The sequence below is a fragment of the Nitrosomonas sp. Nm34 genome (assembly GCF_900113925.1).
Classification (GTDB): domain Bacteria; phylum Pseudomonadota; class Gammaproteobacteria; order Burkholderiales; family Nitrosomonadaceae; genus Nitrosomonas.
Genome location: NZ_FORD01000015.1, coordinates 49,015 through 68,072, shown reverse-complemented (window position 1 = coordinate 68,072; position 19,058 = coordinate 49,015). Strand labels below are relative to the sequence as shown.

The following is a 19,058-nucleotide window of genomic DNA, read 5'->3' as shown; positions in this document are numbered from 1 at the left end:
ATTCCAAAAAGAAGGAATTGATTGGCAATTTCAGTCGAGAAGGTTACCCCTATACACAGACGCCTGTAGATGCTTTGGATCATGATTTTCCCAGTACCGGTGAAGGCAAATTGATTCCGCATGGCATCTATGATCTGGCGCGAAACGAAGGGCATATGAACCTAAATACCAGCCACGATACCCGTGAATTTTGTTGCGACAGTATGGCGCATTGGTGGAAACAGCAGGGTTGCCAGCACTATCCCAAGGCCCGGCGGTTGTTGCTTCTCTGTGAGGGTGGCGGCAGTAACGCCGCCAATCGACATGTGTTCAAGGAAGCCTTGCAGGTACTTGCCAAACGGCTGGGACTGGAAATTCGTGTTGCCCACTATCCGCCTTACTGCTCAAAGTACAACCCTATTGAACACCGGTTGTTTTCGCACATTACATGTGCCTGCCAGGGTGGGGTGTTTCATTCGGTCGCCATTGCCAAACAATTTATGGAGAAGACCAAAACCTGCAAGGGTTTAAAAGTAACCGTGGATATATTGACCGGGGTTTACGTTACAGGAAAAAAGTGTGCAGAGAATTTTCTTGAAAATATGAGGATCATCTTTGATGACTATCTTCCTCGCTGGAACTACCGGGCAGTCCCACAAACAATCTGATTTCGGGAAGTTATTTTAGCTAAATCCTAAGTATTGTTTAATTGCAAATGCACAATTTCCAACCCTTCACCGCATTGCCAACATAACTGAAAATTTCGTGGATTTTGCTCATGGCATGCTGGGCAAACCACACACCCTTCTTCAACTGGCGTGTTTTCATATATATCGATAATCGCTCGTGCTTTTTCAAAATCATTATCTTGAATAATCCATACCTCAGGGTACGTATGGGTAAAAGGAATTTCTCCTACTCCACCCTGTGCATGGGTATTAAATAACTTTGCTGGTATATAAGCATGTTCTAGCAAACAAAGGACCATCTGTGCTTCGATCAGATTGCTGGCAGAATAGAGCTTTTTCATATCATAAGTATAAAATTAAATCCTAATCGTTTATATTAAATTAGGTACTTTTTATTGGAAATCAAAATGGAATAATTTGTTGGCAACTCACATTGATATTAAACCCTCTATGTTGTTTTTGATCTTTTCTACGGATTTTTTGACTGGAAGCTATCATAAATGAGTAATACCGCTCCAACAAAAATTGCCGAATCCGCAATATTAAATGCAGGCCAGTGATAGTTGCCAATATAGAAATCAAGAAAATCAATGACATGTCCCAATGTGATGCGATCCCAAAGATTTCCGAGCGCACCGCCTAATACCAGGCTTAAGGCAAGACAAAACAGCTTACTGGCTGCGTATTTATGCAATAGAAAGATGATCACGATTGAAGTAATCAGTGCAATACCACTCAAGAGCCAGCGTTGCCAGCCGGAAGCATCGCTCAGAAAACTGAAGGCTGCGCCTGGGTTATAAGCAAGCGATAAATTAAAAAAAGAAGTCACTGGGATCGGTTGACCATAGAGTAACCTGGATTCCACCCAGTACTTCGTGGCTAAATCCAGGACTAACACGACAAATGCAATTGTCAGACTATAATAGAGTTTCATTGGATGAAAGTAACGATGGACGAATAGGATTAAGGATGTTTGCCAGTTCTAAATCAAACCTGCTTCGTCGTTTTCTTCTTGCGATATTATTGATAGTGTTGAGAGCCCGTCGTCGCGTTATGTATGAACGGGGAGAATTGGAATTAGGCATAGTGACGTTGCTCTCCTGACCCAAAAAGATTGGATAAGCACCGATCACACAAAGTAGGATGCTCCGTGTTGTGACCGACATCCTGACGATAATGCCAACAGCGTTCACATTTAGCGTACGGGCTGGCTGTCACCGTGATATTTTCTTTCTCATTGCTGGATGCTCGATATAGTTGTACTTCAGAAGTGATCATGACGAAGCGTAAATCATTTCCAAGTGAGCTGAGCAGCGCAAAATCTTCTTCCGTTGCATGGATGATGACCATGGCGGCCAGAGATGAGCCAATCGTTCCTTGTGTCCGTGCTTCTTCCAGTTTTTTCTGTACTTGCGATCGTAGTAGCCGCAGTCGTTTCCAGCGCTGAAGGAGCCGGTCTGTTTCTGCTGGCGATTGCGAGTAGGTGGGAAAGCTGTGCCAAGTATGTAAAAACACACTATCTCCCGCTGAGGTTGCCAGCTGTTCCCAAACTTCTTCAGCAGTGAAACTTAAAATCGGAGCAAACAAGCGTACGAGGCTATGAGCAATATGATGCAGCGTATTCTGCGCAGAGCGGCGTGACACGCTCTTGACCGCGGCAGTATATAATCGATCTTTCAAGATATCCAGATAAAATCCACCTAAATCTTCTGAGCAGAAATTATGCAATGTGTGCACGATCTGGTGAAACTCATAACGCTGGTAGAGTGCGGTCAGCTCGTTTTGCAACGCTTCGGTATAGGCTAGCATATAATGATCAATTTCCAGCCAATTTTCGATTGGCAAGCTATCTGTGGCCGGATCAAAATCGGCAAGATTAGCTAACAAAAAACGCAAGGTGTTACGGATACGCCGATAGGTTTCAACAGTACGCTTAAGAATTTCATCGGAAATGAATAACTCGCCCGAGTAATCGGCCGAAGCCACCCACAGGCGTAGAATATCCGCGCCTAAGGTATCTGCAATTTTTTGTGGCGCGATGACATTCCCCTTGGATTTGCTCATTTTGTGGCCCAGACCATCCACGACGAAACCGTGTGTCAGTAAAGCGCGATAAGGGGCACGCCCATCTATGGCGCAACCTGTCAGCAATGAGGACTGGAACCAGCCGCGATGCTGATCTGAACCTTCTAGATAAAGATCAGCCGGATGATTGAGCTGCGGATTATGTCTGAGTACCGTATCATGCGTAGTACCGGAATCAAACCATACATCCAGCGTATCACTCAATTTATGGTAATCCTTGGCTTCATCACCTAATAACGTTGCGGCGTCAAGTTTAAACCATGCTTCGATGCCATGCTTTTCTACTTCCTGCGCGACGATTTCCAATAATTCAGGCGTGCGGGGATGCAAAGCATGCGTTTCTTTATGTACGAAGAATGTCATCGGAACGCCCCAGTTCCGCTGACGCGAAATACACCAATCCGGGCGGTTTCTGATCATTGCTTCGAGGCGAGCACGACCCCATGCTGGAAAGAAAGTGGTTTCATCGACCGCTTTCTTGGCAAGTTCACGCAGCGATGCTTCTGCCGAGGAAGAGCTCGTGTGTTGTGTTACATTCATGCCAATAAACCACTGCGGTGTTGAGCGAAAAATAATGGGTGTTTTGTGCCGCCAGCAATGCGGGTAGCTATGGTCTATCTTTTCACTATGTAATAAACGGTGGTTGGCTCGCAAAGCATCGATGATGACATCGTTGGCTTTCCAGACAAACAGACCACCCACCAGTGGCGTCGTACTATTGAATTTACCATCACCACCGACAGGGCTGTCGCTGGATAATCCATATTGCTGACCAATAAAGTAGTCATCCAGGCCATGCGCGGGCGCAGTATGAACTAAGCCTGTGCCAGCTTCCTGCGTGACGTGTTTGCCACAAATAATCATGACAGTGCGCGCATCGAATGGATGGAGCAATGGTAGATGCTCCAGGTCACGTCCTTTGCAGGTAGCCAGCGTTTTACCTTCGAATTGATAGCGCGTTAAACAGGCTTGCTTGAGTCCAGTCGCCAAAATCAAGAACCCTCGCGGCGTATCAATCAATTCATACTCAAAATCTGGATGCACGCAAACGGCTTGATTGGCAGGCAATGTCCAAGGAGTAGTGGTCCAAATGACAGCATAGGCTTTCTTATCGGGCGGTATCAAAATGCCGAATGATTGAGCAAGCGGATGATTAGCCGCATCATTGCAAACGATTTCAAAGCCGACATCAATGGCAGGTGAGGTTTTATTTTCATAATCGACTTCTGCTTCGGCTAGCGCAGAACCGCAATCAATACACCAATTAACCGGTTTTTGTCCTTGATAGAGGTAACCATTTTCAAAAATCTTACCGAGCGCCCGGATGATACCTGCTTCAGTCTGGTAATTCATGGTGAGATAAGGGTGCTCCCAATCTCCTAATACGCCCAACCGAATGAAATCAACCTTTTGTCGTTCGACTTGCTCTTGAGCAAACGTACGGCAGAGTGCACGCACCTGATCGGGGGGAAGGTGTTTGCCATGCTTTTTTTCGATCTGGTGCTCAATGGGTAAGCCATGACAATCCCAGCCTGGAACATAAGGGGCATCAAAGCCTGCCAGTGTCTTGCTTTTAATAATGATGTCCTTGAGGATTTTGTTAACGGCATGGCCGATATGGATATCTCCATTGGCATAGGGTGGGCCATCGTGCAGAATAAATTTAGGGCGCCCTTGACTAGCAGCACGAATTTTCTGATAAAGCTGTTTCTCTTGCCAAGCTTTGAGCATATGTGGTTCGCGCTTGGCAAGATCACCACGCATCGGAAAAGGAGTATCGGGTAGATTGAGTGTTTTTTTGTAGTCAGTCATGGAGGGTTGATGTGGTTCTTTATTGTGAAACGAGGTTTTCCTGAGTTAAAAAAAAGTCTTTTGCATCCTCGACATCTCGTGCTATTTGCGTGGTAAGCGTAACTAAATCAGGATATTTTTCCTCATCTCTGAGTTTGTGCAGAAAATGTACGCGTAAATGATAGCCATAAATCTCTTTATGGAAATCGAATAAATGAACTTCGAGAATGGGTTCACTCTTTGCATGAGTGGTCGGTCGTATGCCCAGACTGGCTACCCCACGCATCGTTGCAGAAAAAGGTGAGTTAGCTTCACTACTGATTTCAACGACGAAAATACCCATCAGAGGAGGGCGATTATGTTTTAGTTGGATATTAGCTGTGGGAAATCCAATTTGTTTTCCTAATTTGTCACCGTTCACGACACGTCCGCTTATGCTGTAAGGACGCCCTAATAATTGTTTAGCAAGATCTAGATTGCCGCAAGCCAATGCTTGCCGTATAGCGGTGCTCGATACGCGTAAGCCATTCACACTAAAATTGGGCATGATTTCTACTTCAAAACTGCCCGATCTTTGAGAAAATGTTTTTACCATCTGAACATTCCCAGCACGTTGAGCACCGAAACGAAAATCTTCTCCGACCAGGAGCCAACGAACAGCAAGCTCCTGTTGAAGAATATGTGTTATGAAAGATTCTGCATCAATTTTTGCAAAATCATGGCTGAAGCGGTAAACATAAACACGATCTATGCCTGATTCTGCCAAGAGTTCCAGTTTTTCACGTAAGCTGGTAAGACGTGTCGGTGCCTGCTGAGGAGCCAGAAATTCACGCGGATGAGGCTCAAACGTCATAACACAGGCAGCAATGTTCAATTGATTAGCCGCTTGTTTCAGACGTGCCAGCATGGCCTGGTGGCCTAAATGCACCCCATCAAAATTACCTATGGTTAATGCTACCGGTGCTTCTGATCTAGGTGAAGCCCTTCGGCAAACTTGCATGATATGACGTTGATTAATGGAAAGGATGTCGTAGTGATTGCTTCAAACGATCAAGATGGTCTTATTAATTAAATCAACGCGTTTCAGCAAAAAGCTCGGTCGGTTGTTGATCTGGAAAATTACTCATTTGATAACCGAGCCATAATCTGCCTGCAATAAAAGTAGCCACCGTATCTGCATGCTGCTTCAATACGGGGTTGCCCAATTCAAGTGTCGTTTCTTTAAATAGCCGTAGCCATTGTTTAAAGAGAGCTGCATTGAGCTCTGGAAGAGCAATATGTTTAGGCATGGGAGCGCCTCGGAAGCGGCTAGTGCCGCGTAACTGCGCCGACCAGAAATTAGTCATTTGAACGAAATGCGCGTCCCAGTCAATCACATGCTCTTCAAAAATTGGCCCAAGACCAGGATCTTTTCTCGCTTTTGCGTAAAAATTATGAACTAACCGTGAGACTTCTTCTTCAGTATAGAGATCCGGATGAGGTGCAGGTATGGAATGTGCTGTCATAATAATTATATTTTTTTAATTATATTTTTGATTAAAAATTCTCTTGCAACGGTGCGAAACTAATTCTTTTGGTCTCGACGTATGCTGTAATACATGTGATGATAAGTCTATAGTTTCTTTTTGAATTTTTCTGCTAGTTTATCGGTTACAGTATAGATTGTCTAATGAGGGGCTTAAGATTAGAACAACTAATCCAAAAGTATTTATAAAGGGAGGTGTCATGTGTTTTTTCGCTGAAAATATCATTATGTATAGAAAATGACTGCAACAGAATAATTATAACAAAATAGCATAAAGCAATTTTAAACGCTTTAACCCGAGATATTCATTTAATAAGGCGATCGAGATGAAGTTATTGCGAGGAAAGTCGTTGTTGGATGATCCAGCTCAAAATAAATCAACCGCTTTTTCACGCGAAGAGCGCAATCAATTTGGCGTGCGTGGGTTACTACCTTATAAGGTAACGAATATCAAAACGCAGCAAGAAAGAGCGTTAGGTAATCTGCGCAGGAAAAATAGCGATATTGAAAAATATATTTTTCTGAATAGCTTGCTGGAGCGCAATCAGCGATTATTTTACCGGACTATGATCGATCATCTCGATGAGATCATGCCTCTAGTTTATACGCCTACTGTAGGTGAAGCTTGTAAGCAATTTGCTCATATCTACAGAAAGCCACAGGGTTTTTATATTACCCCGGAGGATCGCGGTGAGATCGCCTCGATACTTGATAACTGGTATGAAACGGATGTACGTATCGTGGTAGTCACTGATGGGGAGAGGATATTGGGGCTTGGCGATTTGGGCGCGAATGGTATGGGAATCTCGATAGGCAAGACCGCTTTGTATGTGGCTTGTGGAGGTATTCACCCGACACAATGCTTGCCAATGATGCTCGACGTTGGAACGAATAATCAAACCTTGCGGGAAGATTTGCTTTACTTGGGCTGTCCTCATCCACGATTAACAGAACGTGCTTACTTGTCATTAATTGATGAGTTTGTCCAGGCTATTCAGACAAAATTTCCCAATGCACTAATTCAATTCGAAGATTTTCAAAGTCAGAATGCTTTTTATCTGCTTGATCGTTATCGAAAACAGGCGCGCTGTTTTAATGATGATATTCAAGGTACCGCAGCCGTTACGCTTGCGGGTATTTATACTTCTTGCCGGATAACGCGCAAAGCGTTTACTGATTTAAAAATTATGTTACTTGGGACGGGTTCAGCAGCGACCGGTATTGCTGAATTGATGATGCCAGCATTTTGTGCGGCCGGTCTCAGTGAAGATGTTGCCAGATCAAGGATTTCGTTTGTGGACAGACAAGGGTTAGTGGTATCAGGTCGTGAGCACTTTAAGCCGCGCATCCGACCTTTTGCTCACGACCATGCTTCAGTCAATTTTCTGGAAGCGATCGAAAGCATTCAGCCCGATGTCTTGATTGGGGCGACGGGTGTGGCTGGCGCCTTTAGTGAAGCGGCTATTAGAAAAATGGCGCAATTTAATGAACGGCCAGTCATCATTGCATTGTCCAACCCTACTTCTCACACAGAGTGTACGGCTGAAGAAGCCTATCGATGGACAGACGGGCGGGCTATTTTTGCCAGCGGTAGTCCATTCCCGGCTTTCAGATTGGGCGAGAAACTATTCAAACCCGCTCAGGGGAATAATGCTTATATCTTTCCAGGTGTTGGGCTCGGTGTGATAGCTAGTAGAGCGCGGTTGATCACAGACAGTATGTTCTTGATTGCAGCCAGGGTGCTTGCAAATATGGTTTTACCAGAGGAAATTGAGGTGGGTGCAATTTATCCATCACTTAACCGTATTCGCAGTGTTTCTCATGCTATTGCCGTGGCAATTTGCCAGGTTGCTCAGCAGGAAGGGCTCGTGGATGACGCTCTTCCTGAAGATCTAACGACATATGTTCGTACTCTTATGTATGAACCTAATTATTGAATTTTTAGCCTATTCTGAAATTTTGAAGGCAGCAGTAGAACGAGCTGATCAGGCATTTGATGATTAATCAGTATGATTTAACGGCTGTATAATAGTAGCCCTACGCGATCTCAAAGATATTCCAGTTCGGATCAAAAGTATTATGAGTAGGGGGTATTCACACAACCCATGTTATAGATCAGGATAAGCTAATAACAAAAAATTATTAGTTTGTGTTAATTGTTTGATTGTCGCTATATTTTATAGCGAATGTTAAATTTGGGCTAAATTGCTTGAGTATTCCCCCAGGTTTTTCCAAATAAAAACCCCCATCGCTGGGGGTGCTAGTAAGTTAACGATCAGACTAATCAAGATGAAAGTATTATTTCAGATCGTCAATACTGGCGCCAAAGTTGATGTGGAACGCTGCGCCATCTATTACAAGCGCTGGAACTGATTTGACCCCGGCAGCTTCCGCTTCGCCGATTCGAGATTTATCAGTCCCTAGATGCACAATTTCAACCTGATATTTTGAACGATCAATTGCATCGGCCACAGCGTGTTCCGCTGCAACGCATACGGGGCAACCCGCATGATAAAAAATAGCTTTCGCTGCCATATATAGTAGACTCCTTTTATTATTAATTGCACCAATAGCTTTCGAATTCTAACATATAATTGATAATGCTTATTAAGATTGTTTTCCGATCTTAACTAGTTACTCCATTTCTAAATTAAAACTGACTTTATCGGCTTCACCTTGCTGTATTATTGATGCTGTCTCCGGCTCGCCTTCGCGCCAGTTTTGATTTAGAAATGGAAGTAGAGGAGGATCGCCAATTGGTGGAATATTTTTTGCCGCAGGTGGAATAGTAGCAGCATTAATAGGGCTGGTTGACGTAAGACTCATCCAAAAATTGGCCTGCTACTGGAATACGGTGACCATTTGCATACATACACTGAATATAAGTAATATCATAACGCTCTTGACTGAGATTTCTAGAGGTTTGAGCTGCTTCGCTGCCAGTTAAACTGCCTGCCAGCAAGCCGCTGCCAGCACCTATTGCCGCCCCACGTCCACCTCCAATCGCTGCACCTGCAGCTGCACCAAGGGCGCTACCCACTGCCGCACTTTCCACTCCACTGGCAATGGAAGCTTGTCCGGTAGTCTGACTACGGTCTTGCTGACTAGCGTATTGTTTGCAAAGATGATCATCGCTACGAAATTGATCAAAACTTTTATCTGTACCTGGCAGAACCATAACGCTTGGACCATTAGGTATCTGCACGCATGCGATGCACAAAAGAGCTGGTAAAAGATAACTGAATCTTAAAATCTTTTGCATGGATAGCTCCTTAAATTATTCTTGAGGCTGGGGAGGAACTTTTATCCACCCACCTGGGCATTTCTTGACATAAGGATAATAACCTGCTGGGTTTTCACAATAATGCCAGTAATTGGTTTCTGGTGGCGGGGAAGATTGTCGAATACTTGGTTGCTGGATATAAACCGGGGGGGTTGGAGGAGCAACATAAACAGGAGGATAATAAAAAGGTGTCACATATCCTCCATAGTAGGTTCCGTAATAATAGGGAGAGTAGTAAGGATAGCCAAAAGAATAACTGCCATACAATCCGCTACGATAATAAGGTCTGTAATAATAGGGGTAGCCAAAAGAATAGTTACCATAAAATCCACTACGATAGCCTCCATAGTAGCCAAAAGGTCCAGCACCGTAACCTGGTCCCACTCCCACTCCTAATCCAAAACTATAAGAATTATGGCTATGATGTGTGTGACCGTGACTATGATTTGCCCATGCCGCCTCATTCATCACCATTACGAGAAAAGCGATCATTAAATATAGAAAGCTATTCTTTATCATGAGAATCTCCATCATATTCTTACAAATACCTTAACTTTACTTCGAACAAGCCATTTCTATTTTGATCAAAATTGGAGGAGTTAGCTTCATTAAAGTTTCATAACATTGTAAGAATAAAGAAAGGGGCAAATATATTTGAAACTCAAAGAATGATATATTTTTGAGACTTTTGTTGATTCGAAAGTGGTAATTAAAATGCGTAGTCAGAAGATTAATTTTTTTCAATAATCCGCCTGGGTTTGAAATACTAATCCCGCATGTTCACGCATTTTGTGAAAGCTGATAGCTGGCCAATTCTCCTTCGCTACACTAATTTCCGCAGCGAATGAAGCAAGAAATGTAGGCGCATCGACCGCATCATAAGCAATCCGGTGTGCGTTTGAGTCGATGAAGCGTTGCAGTTCCTGGGGATCATTAGCAGTAATCCAGCGTGCTAATTGATATTTGGCAGCAGCAATGCGAGCATCTACCCCATATTCGTGCTGCAGCCTATGTGTCACGACCTCAAACTGCAAATTTCCCACTGCTCCTAGTAATAGGCTACTGCCTATGTGGGGGCGAAAAACCTGGATCGCGCCTTCTTCACCTAATTGTGTTAGGCCTAGTTTGAGCTGTTTGCTTCGCATTGGATCAGCAATTTCGACTGTCTGGAATATTTCGGGTGCAAAAAAAGGAAGTCCGGTGAAATGCAGTGTTTCCCCTTCAGTAAGGGTGTCGCCTAGTTGCAATGTGCCATGATTAGGAATGCCGATAATATCACCAGCATACGCAATTTCAAGCAGTTCCCGTCGTTGCGACAAGAATGAAACGACTGTATTAGTACGTACTTCTTTGCCACTCCGGACAATTTTGAGATTCATGCCGCGTTTGAATTCACCCGAGCAGATACGGACAAATGCAATACGATCGCGATGCGCAGGATTCATGTTGGCCTGGATTTTGAAAACGACACCTGAGAATTTAGGTTCCACCGGCGGAACTTCACGCTGAATGGATTGGCGTGATTTAGGAGGAGGGGCGAGTTCAATGAGTGCATCAAGAATTTCGCGTACACCGAAATTATTGATTGCTGAACCAAAAAATACTGGCGTTTGCTTCCCAGCAAGAAAGGCAGTATGATCGAATTCCGGCGATACACCACGAACTAAATCCATTTCCTGGCGCGCTTCAATGAAGTTTTCACCAAAACGTTCAATCAACGCTTTATTCTCTAGATTACTGATGACCCTTTCATTTTCATTTTCAACACGGTCAGCGCCTGGGTGGAATACGCGCACGCAGTGATGTTGAAGGTCAAATACGCCATGAAATTGCTTGCCCATCCCTATTGGCCAGGTAAAGGGGATCGTTGCCATGCCGAGCGTGCGCTCGATTTCATCAATCAGGTCAAGTGGATTACGAACTTCACGATCCATTTTATTAATGAAAGTGAGGATGGGTGTATTGCGCGCACGACATACCTCCAGTAGGCGCAGGGTTTGTGCTTCCACACCATTAGCAGCATCAATGACCATCAAAGCAGCATCTACCGCGGTAAGCACACGATAGGTGTCTTCGGAGAAATCTTGGTGCCCTGGGGTATCAAGCAAATTGATGACATGATCCCGATATTCCATTTGCATTACCGAGCTTGCGACCGAAATACCCCGTTGTTTTTCGATCTCCATCCAGTCAGAAGTTGCATAACGGCTTGCTTTACGAGCCTTGACGCTACCCGCGATATGGATTGCTCCCGCAAACATAAGCAATTTCTCAGTTAATGTTGTTTTGCCTGCATCCGGGTGAGAAATAATAGCGAATGTGCGGCGTCGTTTTACTTCTTGAGCAATCATTATTGAAAATCCTTAAATACTTTATTATTTGGTTAAGCTGAATTCTGATTCTGTGAATAAAGGTAGCAATGTGCACTATGTGTCGGGCTAAATGTACTTTTTTGTGGATAGATGTTCCGGCAAATTGGCATGACATAAGGACACCGAGGGTGAAAGTAGCAACCTGATGGTGGATTGGCAGGAGAAGGTAATTCCCCTTTCAGGTGAGTCCTATTTGGGCGATTGGAGGTTGCTTCGATCGCTGGCACTGACGAAAGAAGTGCTTGTGTGTAAGGATGCTTAGGGGTGTTCAGTATCTCATCCACATAGCCTTTTTCAACAATTCTCCCCAGATACATGACAGCTACTTCATCAGCCAGGTATTCTACTACCGATATATTGTGCGTAATAAATAAATAAGCAAGACCTAAGTTCTGTTGTAAAGTTCTGAGCAAATTTAGGATTTGTGCTTGTACGGAAACATCCAGAGCACTCGTTGGTTCATCACAAATCAATAGCTTAGGATTAACCGCCAAAGCACGAGCAATGGCTATCCGCTGTCGCTGACCGCCAGAAAATTCATGTGGATAGCGCCATTTCGCTTCAGGTGGCAAACCTACGCGCTGGAGGAGTTCGTCTATCCTATTTTCTTTTTGATATGAGGATAACGGTTGCTCAGGTTTTATTCGGTGAGGATCATCAGGAAGCAATGCATTCATTCCTTCTTCAAGAATATCAATAATGCGCATTCTGGGATTAAGGGATGAGTAGGGATCCTGAAAAATAATCTGAAAATCAGCTCGCTTCTTACGCAGCTGATGACGTGTTAATCCAGTAAGCTCAGATCCATTAAACTGCACACTTCCTTCTGTAACTGGGATAAGTAGGCAAATACCTTTGCCTACTGTAGTTTTGCCACAGCCTGATTCACCTACTAACGCAAGCGTTTTTCCTGGAGTGATCGTAAGCGAAATACCATCGACAGCTTTAACATATCCAACAGTATGTTTGAATAAGCCTTGGTAGATAGGGAAATGAATTTTGAGATTAGTCACGTTCAATAACGCTGAGTCCTGATGAGGTGTTGGCTGATAAGCCTCAACGGATGAAGTTGTTTGTTTTTGCGCCCTATTCACTTGGTATTCAGATCTGTTTTCTTTACTGAAGAGGTGACACTTAACCCGATGGCCAGGTGTTATTTCGATCCATTCGGGTACTGTCTGGCGGCATAGTTCCCAAGCATGATCACAGCGTTCTGCAAAACGACAACCTTGAAATACTTGTGACAGGAGAGGAACATTTCCGTTTATCACAGCAAGACCCTGATTACGTTTGGCTCTTTCTGGTAAAGCGGCAAATAATTTTTGTGAATAAGGATGGGCAGGCTGCTGAAAAAAATCTTTACAGGTTGCAGTCTCGATAATTTCTCCCGCATACATGACGGCGATACGATGCGCTATTTCAGCAACAACACCTAAGTCATGGGTTATCAGCAGGATCGCCATATGGGTACGTTGCTGGAGATCGCGCATGAGATCAAGTACCTGGGCTTGAATCGTGACATCCAATGCGGTAGTAGGTTCATCTGCGATAAGTAGCTCAGGTTCACCAGCGAGTGCCATGGCGATCATCACGCGCTGCTTCATTCCACCAGAAAACTGAAACGGGAATTCAGCCATGCGGCGCGGGGCATCGGGGATGCCAACTTGCTGCAATAGCTCCAGGATACGTTTGTGCAGGTGAGTATGATGCAAAATAAAATGTTGTTTCAATACTTCTTTAATTTGTGAGGCAATAGTCATGACTGGATTCAGGCTGAGCATGGGTTCCTGGAAAATCATGCTGATGCGCTTACCCCGCACTTTCCGCATGTCAGTTTCTGGTAAAAGCAGTAAATCATTGCCGTCGAGCTTGATGTGGCCTTCAATAATTTCTGCTATTTCCGGTAACAGCCGCATGATGGAAAGAGCCGTCATGGATTTCCCGCAACCGGATTCTCCCAGTAAAGCAAATGTTTCGCCTTTGAAAATTTTTAATTCCAGCCCATCTACCGCATGAATGGATGCTGAACCAGTATTTAGAACGGTTTTGAGTTTCGCAATTTCCAGCAGTGGCATCATGAGTGTACTTTGTTGTTTTTTGCTTCGGGAGGGGGGGCAGCAGAAGCTGGTCGTGATGGAGGCAGATTGGATGGCAACATTTTACCTGATCGATGAGATGACCTGCTGGCTCTTTCTGATAATGTTTTAATGCGTGGGTTAAATGCATTCTGAACTGCATCGGCAAAAAGGTTGATACTTAGCACAAGTACAAACATGAATCCAAATGCTGCGAGCAGTGTCCACCATACCATTGGCTCCCGCGCCATTTCTAGCCTGGCTGCATTAATCATGGTGCCAAAACTGATCATGGAAGGGTCCACACCGACGCCTACATATGAAAGTACAGCTTCTGCCAACACTAGGCTACTGAAATCCATCACAATAGCGATCAAGACGATATGCATGACGTTGGGGAGAATATGCCGGCTGATAATCCGCCAATGTGAAATAGCAAATGCATGTGCGGCCTGAATGTATTCCATTTCACGCAATTTCAGGGTCTCTCCACGCAATAGTCGGCATAAGCCTGTCCAACTGGTGATGCCAAGTATGATACAAAGAAATAATAAGCGTAGATCAGCGCGCGCTAAAATAGTCTCAAACATTTCCGGGTGAGTTTCGATGTATACCTGCATCATCAAAACTGCGGCAGCAATGAGTAGAACGCTGGGAATCGAGCTTAATGTCGTGTAGGTATACTGGATAATATCATCTACCCAACCGCGGAAGTAACCGGCAGCGATCCCGAGTAACAGTGCGAAAGGGAGCATGATGAGTGTGGTCAATGTGCCAATTACGAGCCCAGTGCGGATGCTCTTGAGCGATTGATATAGCACATCCTGTCCTACCTTATCGGTACCCAGCACATGGTAATGGGTGGATAGAGTAACAACTATACCTAGCAAAATGAGTATCAACCCGAGCGTAATCATGATGACGTGCCAGGGTGTTTCGGTCGCGCCACTCCAAATTTTGGACTGCATTGGTAGAAAATTTATCTTACCCCGCTTGGCCAATAACATACCCAAGCTAATTACGATTAAACTCCAGGTCAATAATCCCCATGCCGCACCTCTGATTGATCGCTCAGTGATATCACTTATTCTTTGAACTTCCGGATCCTCTAGGTGAGCACCACCGAACGTCAGCCGGGTGAACTCCCGTGCTTGACTGCCATCAGGTAATTCCACGGTTTCTTTGGTATACAAGTGGGCTGAAAGAGGCGCCGAATAAGTTTTTTCTACACGAATACGTAACGGCGTCACAATGATATCAAAAAGACTCAATACTTCAACACTATAGACCTTTTCACCCGAATTATCGCTGACTTTATCTAAAGCAGGGCGAAAATGGATGGTATCGAGTAGCCCGATCAGGATGAAAAAAAACAGAACGGTCAGAGCAGCCATACCACTTGCACTATGGGTTACCCGTCGCCATGGCATTAACAAGTGAGTGTGGCGCTGCATGTGCCACCCAATAGCGAGCACAGTAGCTACAAGCAAGTAAACTAGCGCATCAGTCCAAAGAATAACCGGGTCAAAAGGCATGATAATTTAAATTTGCTATGATTATCAAAAGGAGTTGAATAAATATTGTAGTGTAATTTGATGGTAAGTTTTACATTACAGGCATAATAACTATTTCTACTGGAGTAAAGTTAGGTTAGGGGGCTGGAAATATCAGAGCTGATAAGATTGAGTCTGGTATAGATTCGCAAATTATTCAGAGAAGAGAAAATTGATTTTTAATTCATACTTAATTTTAAAATATGAGCGATAGATTAATCATAGCGCAGTCGAGAAGGTCAACACTGGAGCTTTTGCTTCCAATGGCTAATCGGCATGGTCTTATTGCTGGGGCGACTGGCACAGGTAAGACGGTGACTTTACAGGTTCTGGCAGAACAATTCTCCCGCGTAGGTATTCCTGTGTTCATGGCGGATATCAAAGGAGATCTATCAGGACTGAGTCAGCCTGGCGGAGGTAACATAAAAGTAGAAGCGCGAGCTAAGGAGCTCGGTTTAGCATCCATCGAATATACTGACAATCCAGTGATTTATTGGGATGTTTTTGGTCAGAAAGGGCATCCCTTGCGCGCTACGATTTCAGATGTGGGACCTGTGCTACTTGCGCGCATACTTAACCTCAATGATACCCAAACTGGGGTATTAACCGCGGTCTTTAAAGTTGCGGATGATCAGGGTTGGTTATTGCTCGATCTGAAGGATTTGCGTGCTATGTTGCAGTATGCTTCGCAGAATGCTCAAAAGCTAGCAGCTCAATATGGCAATATCTCAGCCGCATCTGTGGGTGCGATCCAGCGAGGATTATTGCAATTGGAGCATGAAGGAGGCGAGCATCTCTTTGGAGAGCCGATGCTGAATTTTGCAGATCTCTTGCAAACGAATGCAGATGGAAGAGGAACGATCAGTATTTTGTCAGCCGAGACTCTGCATAATACGCCACGTCTTTATGCCACTTTATTGCTCTGGCTGCTTTCAGAGTTATATGAGAACCTTCCTGAGGTGGGTGATCTCGATAAACCCAAGTTGGTATTTTTTTTCGATGAAGCTCATTTATTGTTTAACGATGCGCCTAAGGTGTTGTTAAATAAAATCGAGCAGGTGGTGCGGTTAATTCGCTCGAAAGCAGTGGGTATTTATTTTGTCAGTCAGAATCCACTGGATATTCCTGACGTCATACTTGGACAGCTTGGGAATCGTGTTCAGCATGCATTGCGGGCATTTACTCCTAAAGATCAAAAAGCAGTCAAATCGGCTGCACAAACATTTCGCCCTAACCCGCACATCAATGTTGAGTCAGCGATTACAGAGCTCGCCGTAGGTGAGGCCTTGATTTCTTTTCTGGATGGGAAAGGGCGCCCTCAGCCAGTTGAAATAGGCAAAATTTTTCCACCCATGAGTCGTATCGGCCCTGTGACGGATCTGGAGCGGCAAAAGATAATTCGTAAGTCAGGCATTTTTGGATACTATGAGGAAATTATTGATCGTGAGTCAGCCTATGAAATTCTGAAAGATCAAGCCGAAAAGAAAACTGGCAAGGAAATGCAGCCAGAAGGCGATCCTGGATTTGACTGGCGTGACATACTCGGCAAGAAAGAGGTCAGCAAACGTTCTGGACGCCAACCTCAGGGAATCATAGAATCAATGGCGAGAAGCGCTGCTCGAACCGTAGGCACTGAGATCGGTCGACAGATCATGCGCGGCATACTTGGCTCCATACTGGGTAAGACCCGTCGCTGATTGCAAAATATATGTGATGAATTCCTGATTCTGATTCCATTGCTAAATCAAAACTGAGATCTTGTCGGCTTCACCTGGTCGTATATTGATATTGTCTGCGGCTCGCTTTCGCGTCATGTTTGATCTGGAAATGGGATAGAGGATTGCCGATAAATATATTTTTGCCGTAATTGCCTTCTCCGAATAAAAAAAGGGCACAGTTAGTGCCCTTTTTGTTTTGCTATCGACTCGTTTAGAAGTCGTGGCGTAAACCTACTGTGTACACATTGCGGTCTGCATCTTGTCCAATTGCAGCAAGATTCTTGTCTTTTACCCAGACACGCTGATAACCACCAAACAGACTGGAGCGTCTGCTCAGGTTATGAATAACACCCGCAGTAATGTTTTCCACATCTTTTGATTGAAGCAATCCGGTATTATTGGCATGGCCCATACCGCCTTGTGCGATAAGCATGGTATTGCCGATTGTGTAATCGATACCTGCGAACCAGAGATAGCCATCGCCATTGGCATTCATAGCCGAATTACATTGACCGCGTCCGCCATCTGTGCTTTGTGAAGGAAGAGCTGGATTAAAAGTTCCAAAAGCAGCTGCTTGAGTACAACTGGCAGCGCCACCAAAAGGATTGGCGTTGTTGACCCATTCATATTGTCCGCGTACGCGCAGGTCAGCAAAGGATAGCAGCGCACCGCCGCGCCAGATTTCCTCGTCATCCTTTACTCCGAATGTTCCTTTCATTTGATCGCTGACGTTGTCACGTGAATAACCGCCAAAAATGTTGACACCAAGCGCATCAAACTGGCCGCTATATTTACCCGCAACCTGAAAATCCCACTCACCGTCTTCACCGCCACTGTTACTAGTATTACCACCAAATCCCGATGGGTTTCTAGTTGGATCAAGTTTCTTAGCATCGCCTGCCATCAATAAAGCTGACATTTGGAACCCTTCAACTACAGGTGAATCGTAGCGTGCTGAACTGTTGGCAAAGCTGTTGTCACCTGATCCTAAACCATTTTCTGATGCCACCATCAGACCACCACTACCATTAGCATGGAGGCTGGTATAGGCAAAAGGATCAATCGTATGGCCGCCTGCAAAATCCTTGAAGGGAGATTGAACTCGACCAAATTTCACTTCACCCCATTGATTGCTGCCAAGACCGACCCATTGTTCCCGTGAAGTTTGTGTAGTGCCAGCACCTGGATTAAATCCGAATTCAGCACGCCCCATAGCTCTGAAACCCATGCCAAGATCTTCTGCAACTTGCAGACCCCAGCGTGATTGAGCTGCGTCGTCAAGTATGCCTGTTTGAGCGCCACGACCATCAATATCAACTGTAGCATATTCAGCTTGAATTCGACCAAAAATGGTGACATGAGTGCCTTGTGCTGAGGCAATCAGTGGAGCTGCAAGCGCACCAGCTACTCCCAGCGCAATTAGTTTCTTTTTCATGTGAAACTCTCCTTAAAAATTAAAAATACGGGGGTTGTCATGCTTAAAATCTATTAAACTTTGTTTTTATTTAACTTCTCATTATCCAGACCTTCCGAACTGGAAAGGTTAGGCAAATTGTGCCCAACATAAATTAGGGGCGCAACTAAAAACAATTAAATTTTCGAGTTTAAGCAACATTATGTTGCTTTTGTACAACAGAGAAATTGTTTTATAAAATTGTTTTTAAAAAAATATTTAAAAACAACTTTATTTCATGGTTTATTGTACCAAGAAGCACCCTGATCCAATCGATGCGGAATGAACATTCCGGTGATCGCAACTCGAAACAAAAAGTCGTGCATGACTAAGATCAAGTCATTGAATAATGTTTGTACATATTATGGAGTACGCTGTAGCTGTCGGTGCAAGGTTGGAAAATTCGTTAATCTTCTGTGTAAAACCGAAAGTTATTCCATTTCCATATCAAATATGACGTGAAGGTGCGCCGCAGACAATATCAATAATACGGCAAGGTGAAGCCGACAAAGCCAGCTTTGATTTAGCAATGGAA

General features: G+C 44.3%; 16 protein-coding genes. 3 read left to right on the top strand and 13 right to left on the bottom strand.

Features of this window, described 5'->3' with window-relative positions; genetic code table 11:
* Positions 1 to 647 (top strand): ISAzo13 family transposase (locus tag BM283_RS08410; protein WP_139225226.1); only part of this gene is annotated, 647 nt, incomplete at its 5' end.
* Positions 648 to 673: 26 nt separating this feature from the next.
* On the opposite strand, the gene BM283_RS08405 is transcribed toward BM283_RS08410, so the two are convergent.
* From BM283_RS08405 to BM283_RS08385, 5 genes are all read right to left on the bottom strand, one after another.
* On the bottom strand, positions 674 to 1,009 hold the full coding sequence (locus tag BM283_RS08405) for a putative signal transducing protein (protein WP_090691976.1): 336 nt from the start codon (positions 1,007 to 1,009) through the stop codon (positions 674 to 676).
* Positions 1,010 to 1,137: 128 nt separating this feature from the next.
* The gene (gene lspA / locus BM283_RS08400; RefSeq protein WP_090691974.1) at positions 1,138 to 1,602 is read right to left on the bottom strand and encodes a signal peptidase II; all 465 of its coding nucleotides are present in this window, start codon (positions 1,600 to 1,602) and stop codon (positions 1,138 to 1,140) included.
* A gap of 143 nt (positions 1,603 to 1,745) precedes the next feature.
* A complete protein-coding gene (gene ileS / locus BM283_RS08395) occupies positions 1,746 to 4,565 on the bottom strand; it encodes an isoleucine--tRNA ligase (protein ID WP_090691971.1) in 2,820 nt (939 codons plus the stop codon).
* A gap of 19 nt (positions 4,566 to 4,584) precedes the next feature.
* Entirely contained in the window at positions 4,585 to 5,544 is a 960-nt protein-coding gene (locus BM283_RS08390) for a bifunctional riboflavin kinase/FAD synthetase (protein WP_090691970.1), read from the bottom strand.
* A gap of 73 nt (positions 5,545 to 5,617) precedes the next feature.
* Complete coding sequence (locus tag BM283_RS08385; protein ID WP_090691967.1) at positions 5,618 to 6,049, bottom strand: group III truncated hemoglobin; 432 nt, start codon at positions 6,047 to 6,049, stop codon at positions 5,618 to 5,620.
* A gap of 346 nt (positions 6,050 to 6,395) precedes the next feature.
* Between BM283_RS08385 and BM283_RS08380 the strand changes: the two genes are divergently transcribed.
* A complete protein-coding gene (locus tag BM283_RS08380) occupies positions 6,396 to 8,006 on the top strand; it encodes an NAD-dependent malic enzyme (protein ID WP_090691964.1) in 1,611 nt (536 codons plus the stop codon).
* A gap of 361 nt (positions 8,007 to 8,367) precedes the next feature.
* Here the strand turns inward: BM283_RS08380 and BM283_RS08375 are convergent, their stop codons facing one another.
* The 7 genes from BM283_RS08375 to BM283_RS08345 all read right to left on the bottom strand — a co-directional run bounded on the left by BM283_RS08375 (position 8,368) and on the right by BM283_RS08345 (position 15,334).
* Positions 8,368 to 8,604 (bottom strand): thioredoxin family protein, encoded by a 237-nt coding sequence (locus tag BM283_RS08375; protein ID WP_090691962.1) that lies wholly within the window; start codon positions 8,602 to 8,604, stop codon positions 8,368 to 8,370.
* Between the two features lie 99 nt (positions 8,605 to 8,703).
* A complete protein-coding gene (locus tag BM283_RS08370; protein ID WP_090691959.1) occupies positions 8,704 to 8,895 on the bottom strand; it encodes a hypothetical protein in 192 nt (63 codons plus the stop codon).
* On the bottom strand, positions 8,867 to 9,331 hold the full coding sequence (locus tag BM283_RS08365; RefSeq protein WP_090691958.1) for a glycine zipper family protein: 465 nt from the start codon (positions 9,329 to 9,331) through the stop codon (positions 8,867 to 8,869). The genes BM283_RS08370 and BM283_RS08365 overlap by 29 nt, the downstream gene beginning before the upstream one ends.
* Positions 9,332 to 9,346: 15 nt before the next feature.
* A complete protein-coding gene (locus tag BM283_RS08360; protein WP_090691955.1) occupies positions 9,347 to 9,871 on the bottom strand; it encodes a hypothetical protein in 525 nt (174 codons plus the stop codon).
* A gap of 221 nt (positions 9,872 to 10,092) precedes the next feature.
* Positions 10,093 to 11,706, bottom strand: coding sequence for a peptide chain release factor 3 (locus BM283_RS08355; protein ID WP_090691953.1), 1,614 nt, complete (start codon positions 11,704 to 11,706; stop codon positions 10,093 to 10,095).
* Between the two features lie 29 nt (positions 11,707 to 11,735).
* Complete coding sequence (locus BM283_RS08350) at positions 11,736 to 13,802, bottom strand: ABC transporter ATP-binding protein (RefSeq protein ID WP_090691952.1); 2,067 nt, start codon at positions 13,800 to 13,802, stop codon at positions 11,736 to 11,738.
* Positions 13,799 to 15,334 (bottom strand): ABC transporter permease, encoded by a 1,536-nt coding sequence (locus BM283_RS08345; RefSeq protein ID WP_090691950.1) that lies wholly within the window; start codon positions 15,332 to 15,334, stop codon positions 13,799 to 13,801. Before BM283_RS08345 ends, BM283_RS08350 begins: the two co-directional genes overlap by 4 nt.
* A 221-nt stretch (positions 15,335 to 15,555) precedes the next feature.
* Here BM283_RS08345 and BM283_RS08340 point away from each other — a divergent pair, with 221 nt between their 5' ends.
* A complete protein-coding gene (locus BM283_RS08340) occupies positions 15,556 to 17,049 on the top strand; it encodes a helicase HerA-like domain-containing protein (RefSeq protein ID WP_090691948.1) in 1,494 nt (497 codons plus the stop codon).
* Between the two features lie 232 nt (positions 17,050 to 17,281).
* Here the strand turns inward: BM283_RS08340 and BM283_RS08335 are convergent, their stop codons facing one another.
* Positions 17,282 to 18,505 carry a porin gene (locus BM283_RS08335; protein WP_090691945.1) on the bottom strand — a complete coding sequence of 408 codons (1,224 nt, stop codon included), beginning with the start codon at positions 18,503 to 18,505 and terminating at the stop codon, positions 17,282 to 17,284.
* Positions 18,506 to 19,058 lie beyond the last annotated feature (553 nt).

Coding starts and splice junctions, on each gene's coding strand:
- BM283_RS08340 (WP_090691948.1), top strand. CDS start 15,556: ATGAGCGATAGATTAATCATAGCGCAGTCGAGAAGGTCAACACTGGAG.
- BM283_RS08335 (WP_090691945.1), bottom strand. CDS start 18,505: ATGAAAAAGAAACTAATTGCGCTGGGAGTAGCTGGTGCGCTTGCAGCT.
- BM283_RS08360 (WP_090691955.1), bottom strand. CDS start 9,871: ATGATAAAGAATAGCTTTCTATATTTAATGATCGCTTTTCTCGTAATG.
- BM283_RS08365 (WP_090691958.1), bottom strand. CDS start 9,331: ATGCAAAAGATTTTAAGATTCAGTTATCTTTTACCAGCTCTTTTGTGC.
- BM283_RS08385 (WP_090691967.1), bottom strand. CDS start 6,049: ATGACAGCACATTCCATACCTGCACCTCATCCGGATCTCTATACTGAA.
- BM283_RS08370 (WP_090691959.1), bottom strand. CDS start 8,895: ATGAGTCTTACGTCAACCAGCCCTATTAATGCTGCTACTATTCCACCT.
- lspA (WP_090691974.1), bottom strand. CDS start 1,602: ATGAAACTCTATTATAGTCTGACAATTGCATTTGTCGTGTTAGTCCTG.
- ileS (WP_090691971.1), bottom strand. CDS start 4,565: ATGACTGACTACAAAAAAACACTCAATCTACCCGATACTCCTTTTCCG.
- BM283_RS08390 (WP_090691970.1), bottom strand. CDS start 5,544: ATGCAAGTTTGCCGAAGGGCTTCACCTAGATCAGAAGCACCGGTAGCA.
- BM283_RS08380 (WP_090691964.1), top strand. CDS start 6,396: ATGAAGTTATTGCGAGGAAAGTCGTTGTTGGATGATCCAGCTCAAAAT.
- BM283_RS08345 (WP_090691950.1), bottom strand. CDS start 15,334: ATGCCTTTTGACCCGGTTATTCTTTGGACTGATGCGCTAGTTTACTTG.
- BM283_RS08350 (WP_090691952.1), bottom strand. CDS start 13,802: ATGATGCCACTGCTGGAAATTGCGAAACTCAAAACCGTTCTAAATACT.
- BM283_RS08375 (WP_090691962.1), bottom strand. CDS start 8,604: ATGGCAGCGAAAGCTATTTTTTATCATGCGGGTTGCCCCGTATGCGTT.
- BM283_RS08405 (WP_090691976.1), bottom strand. CDS start 1,009: ATGAAAAAGCTCTATTCTGCCAGCAATCTGATCGAAGCACAGATGGTC.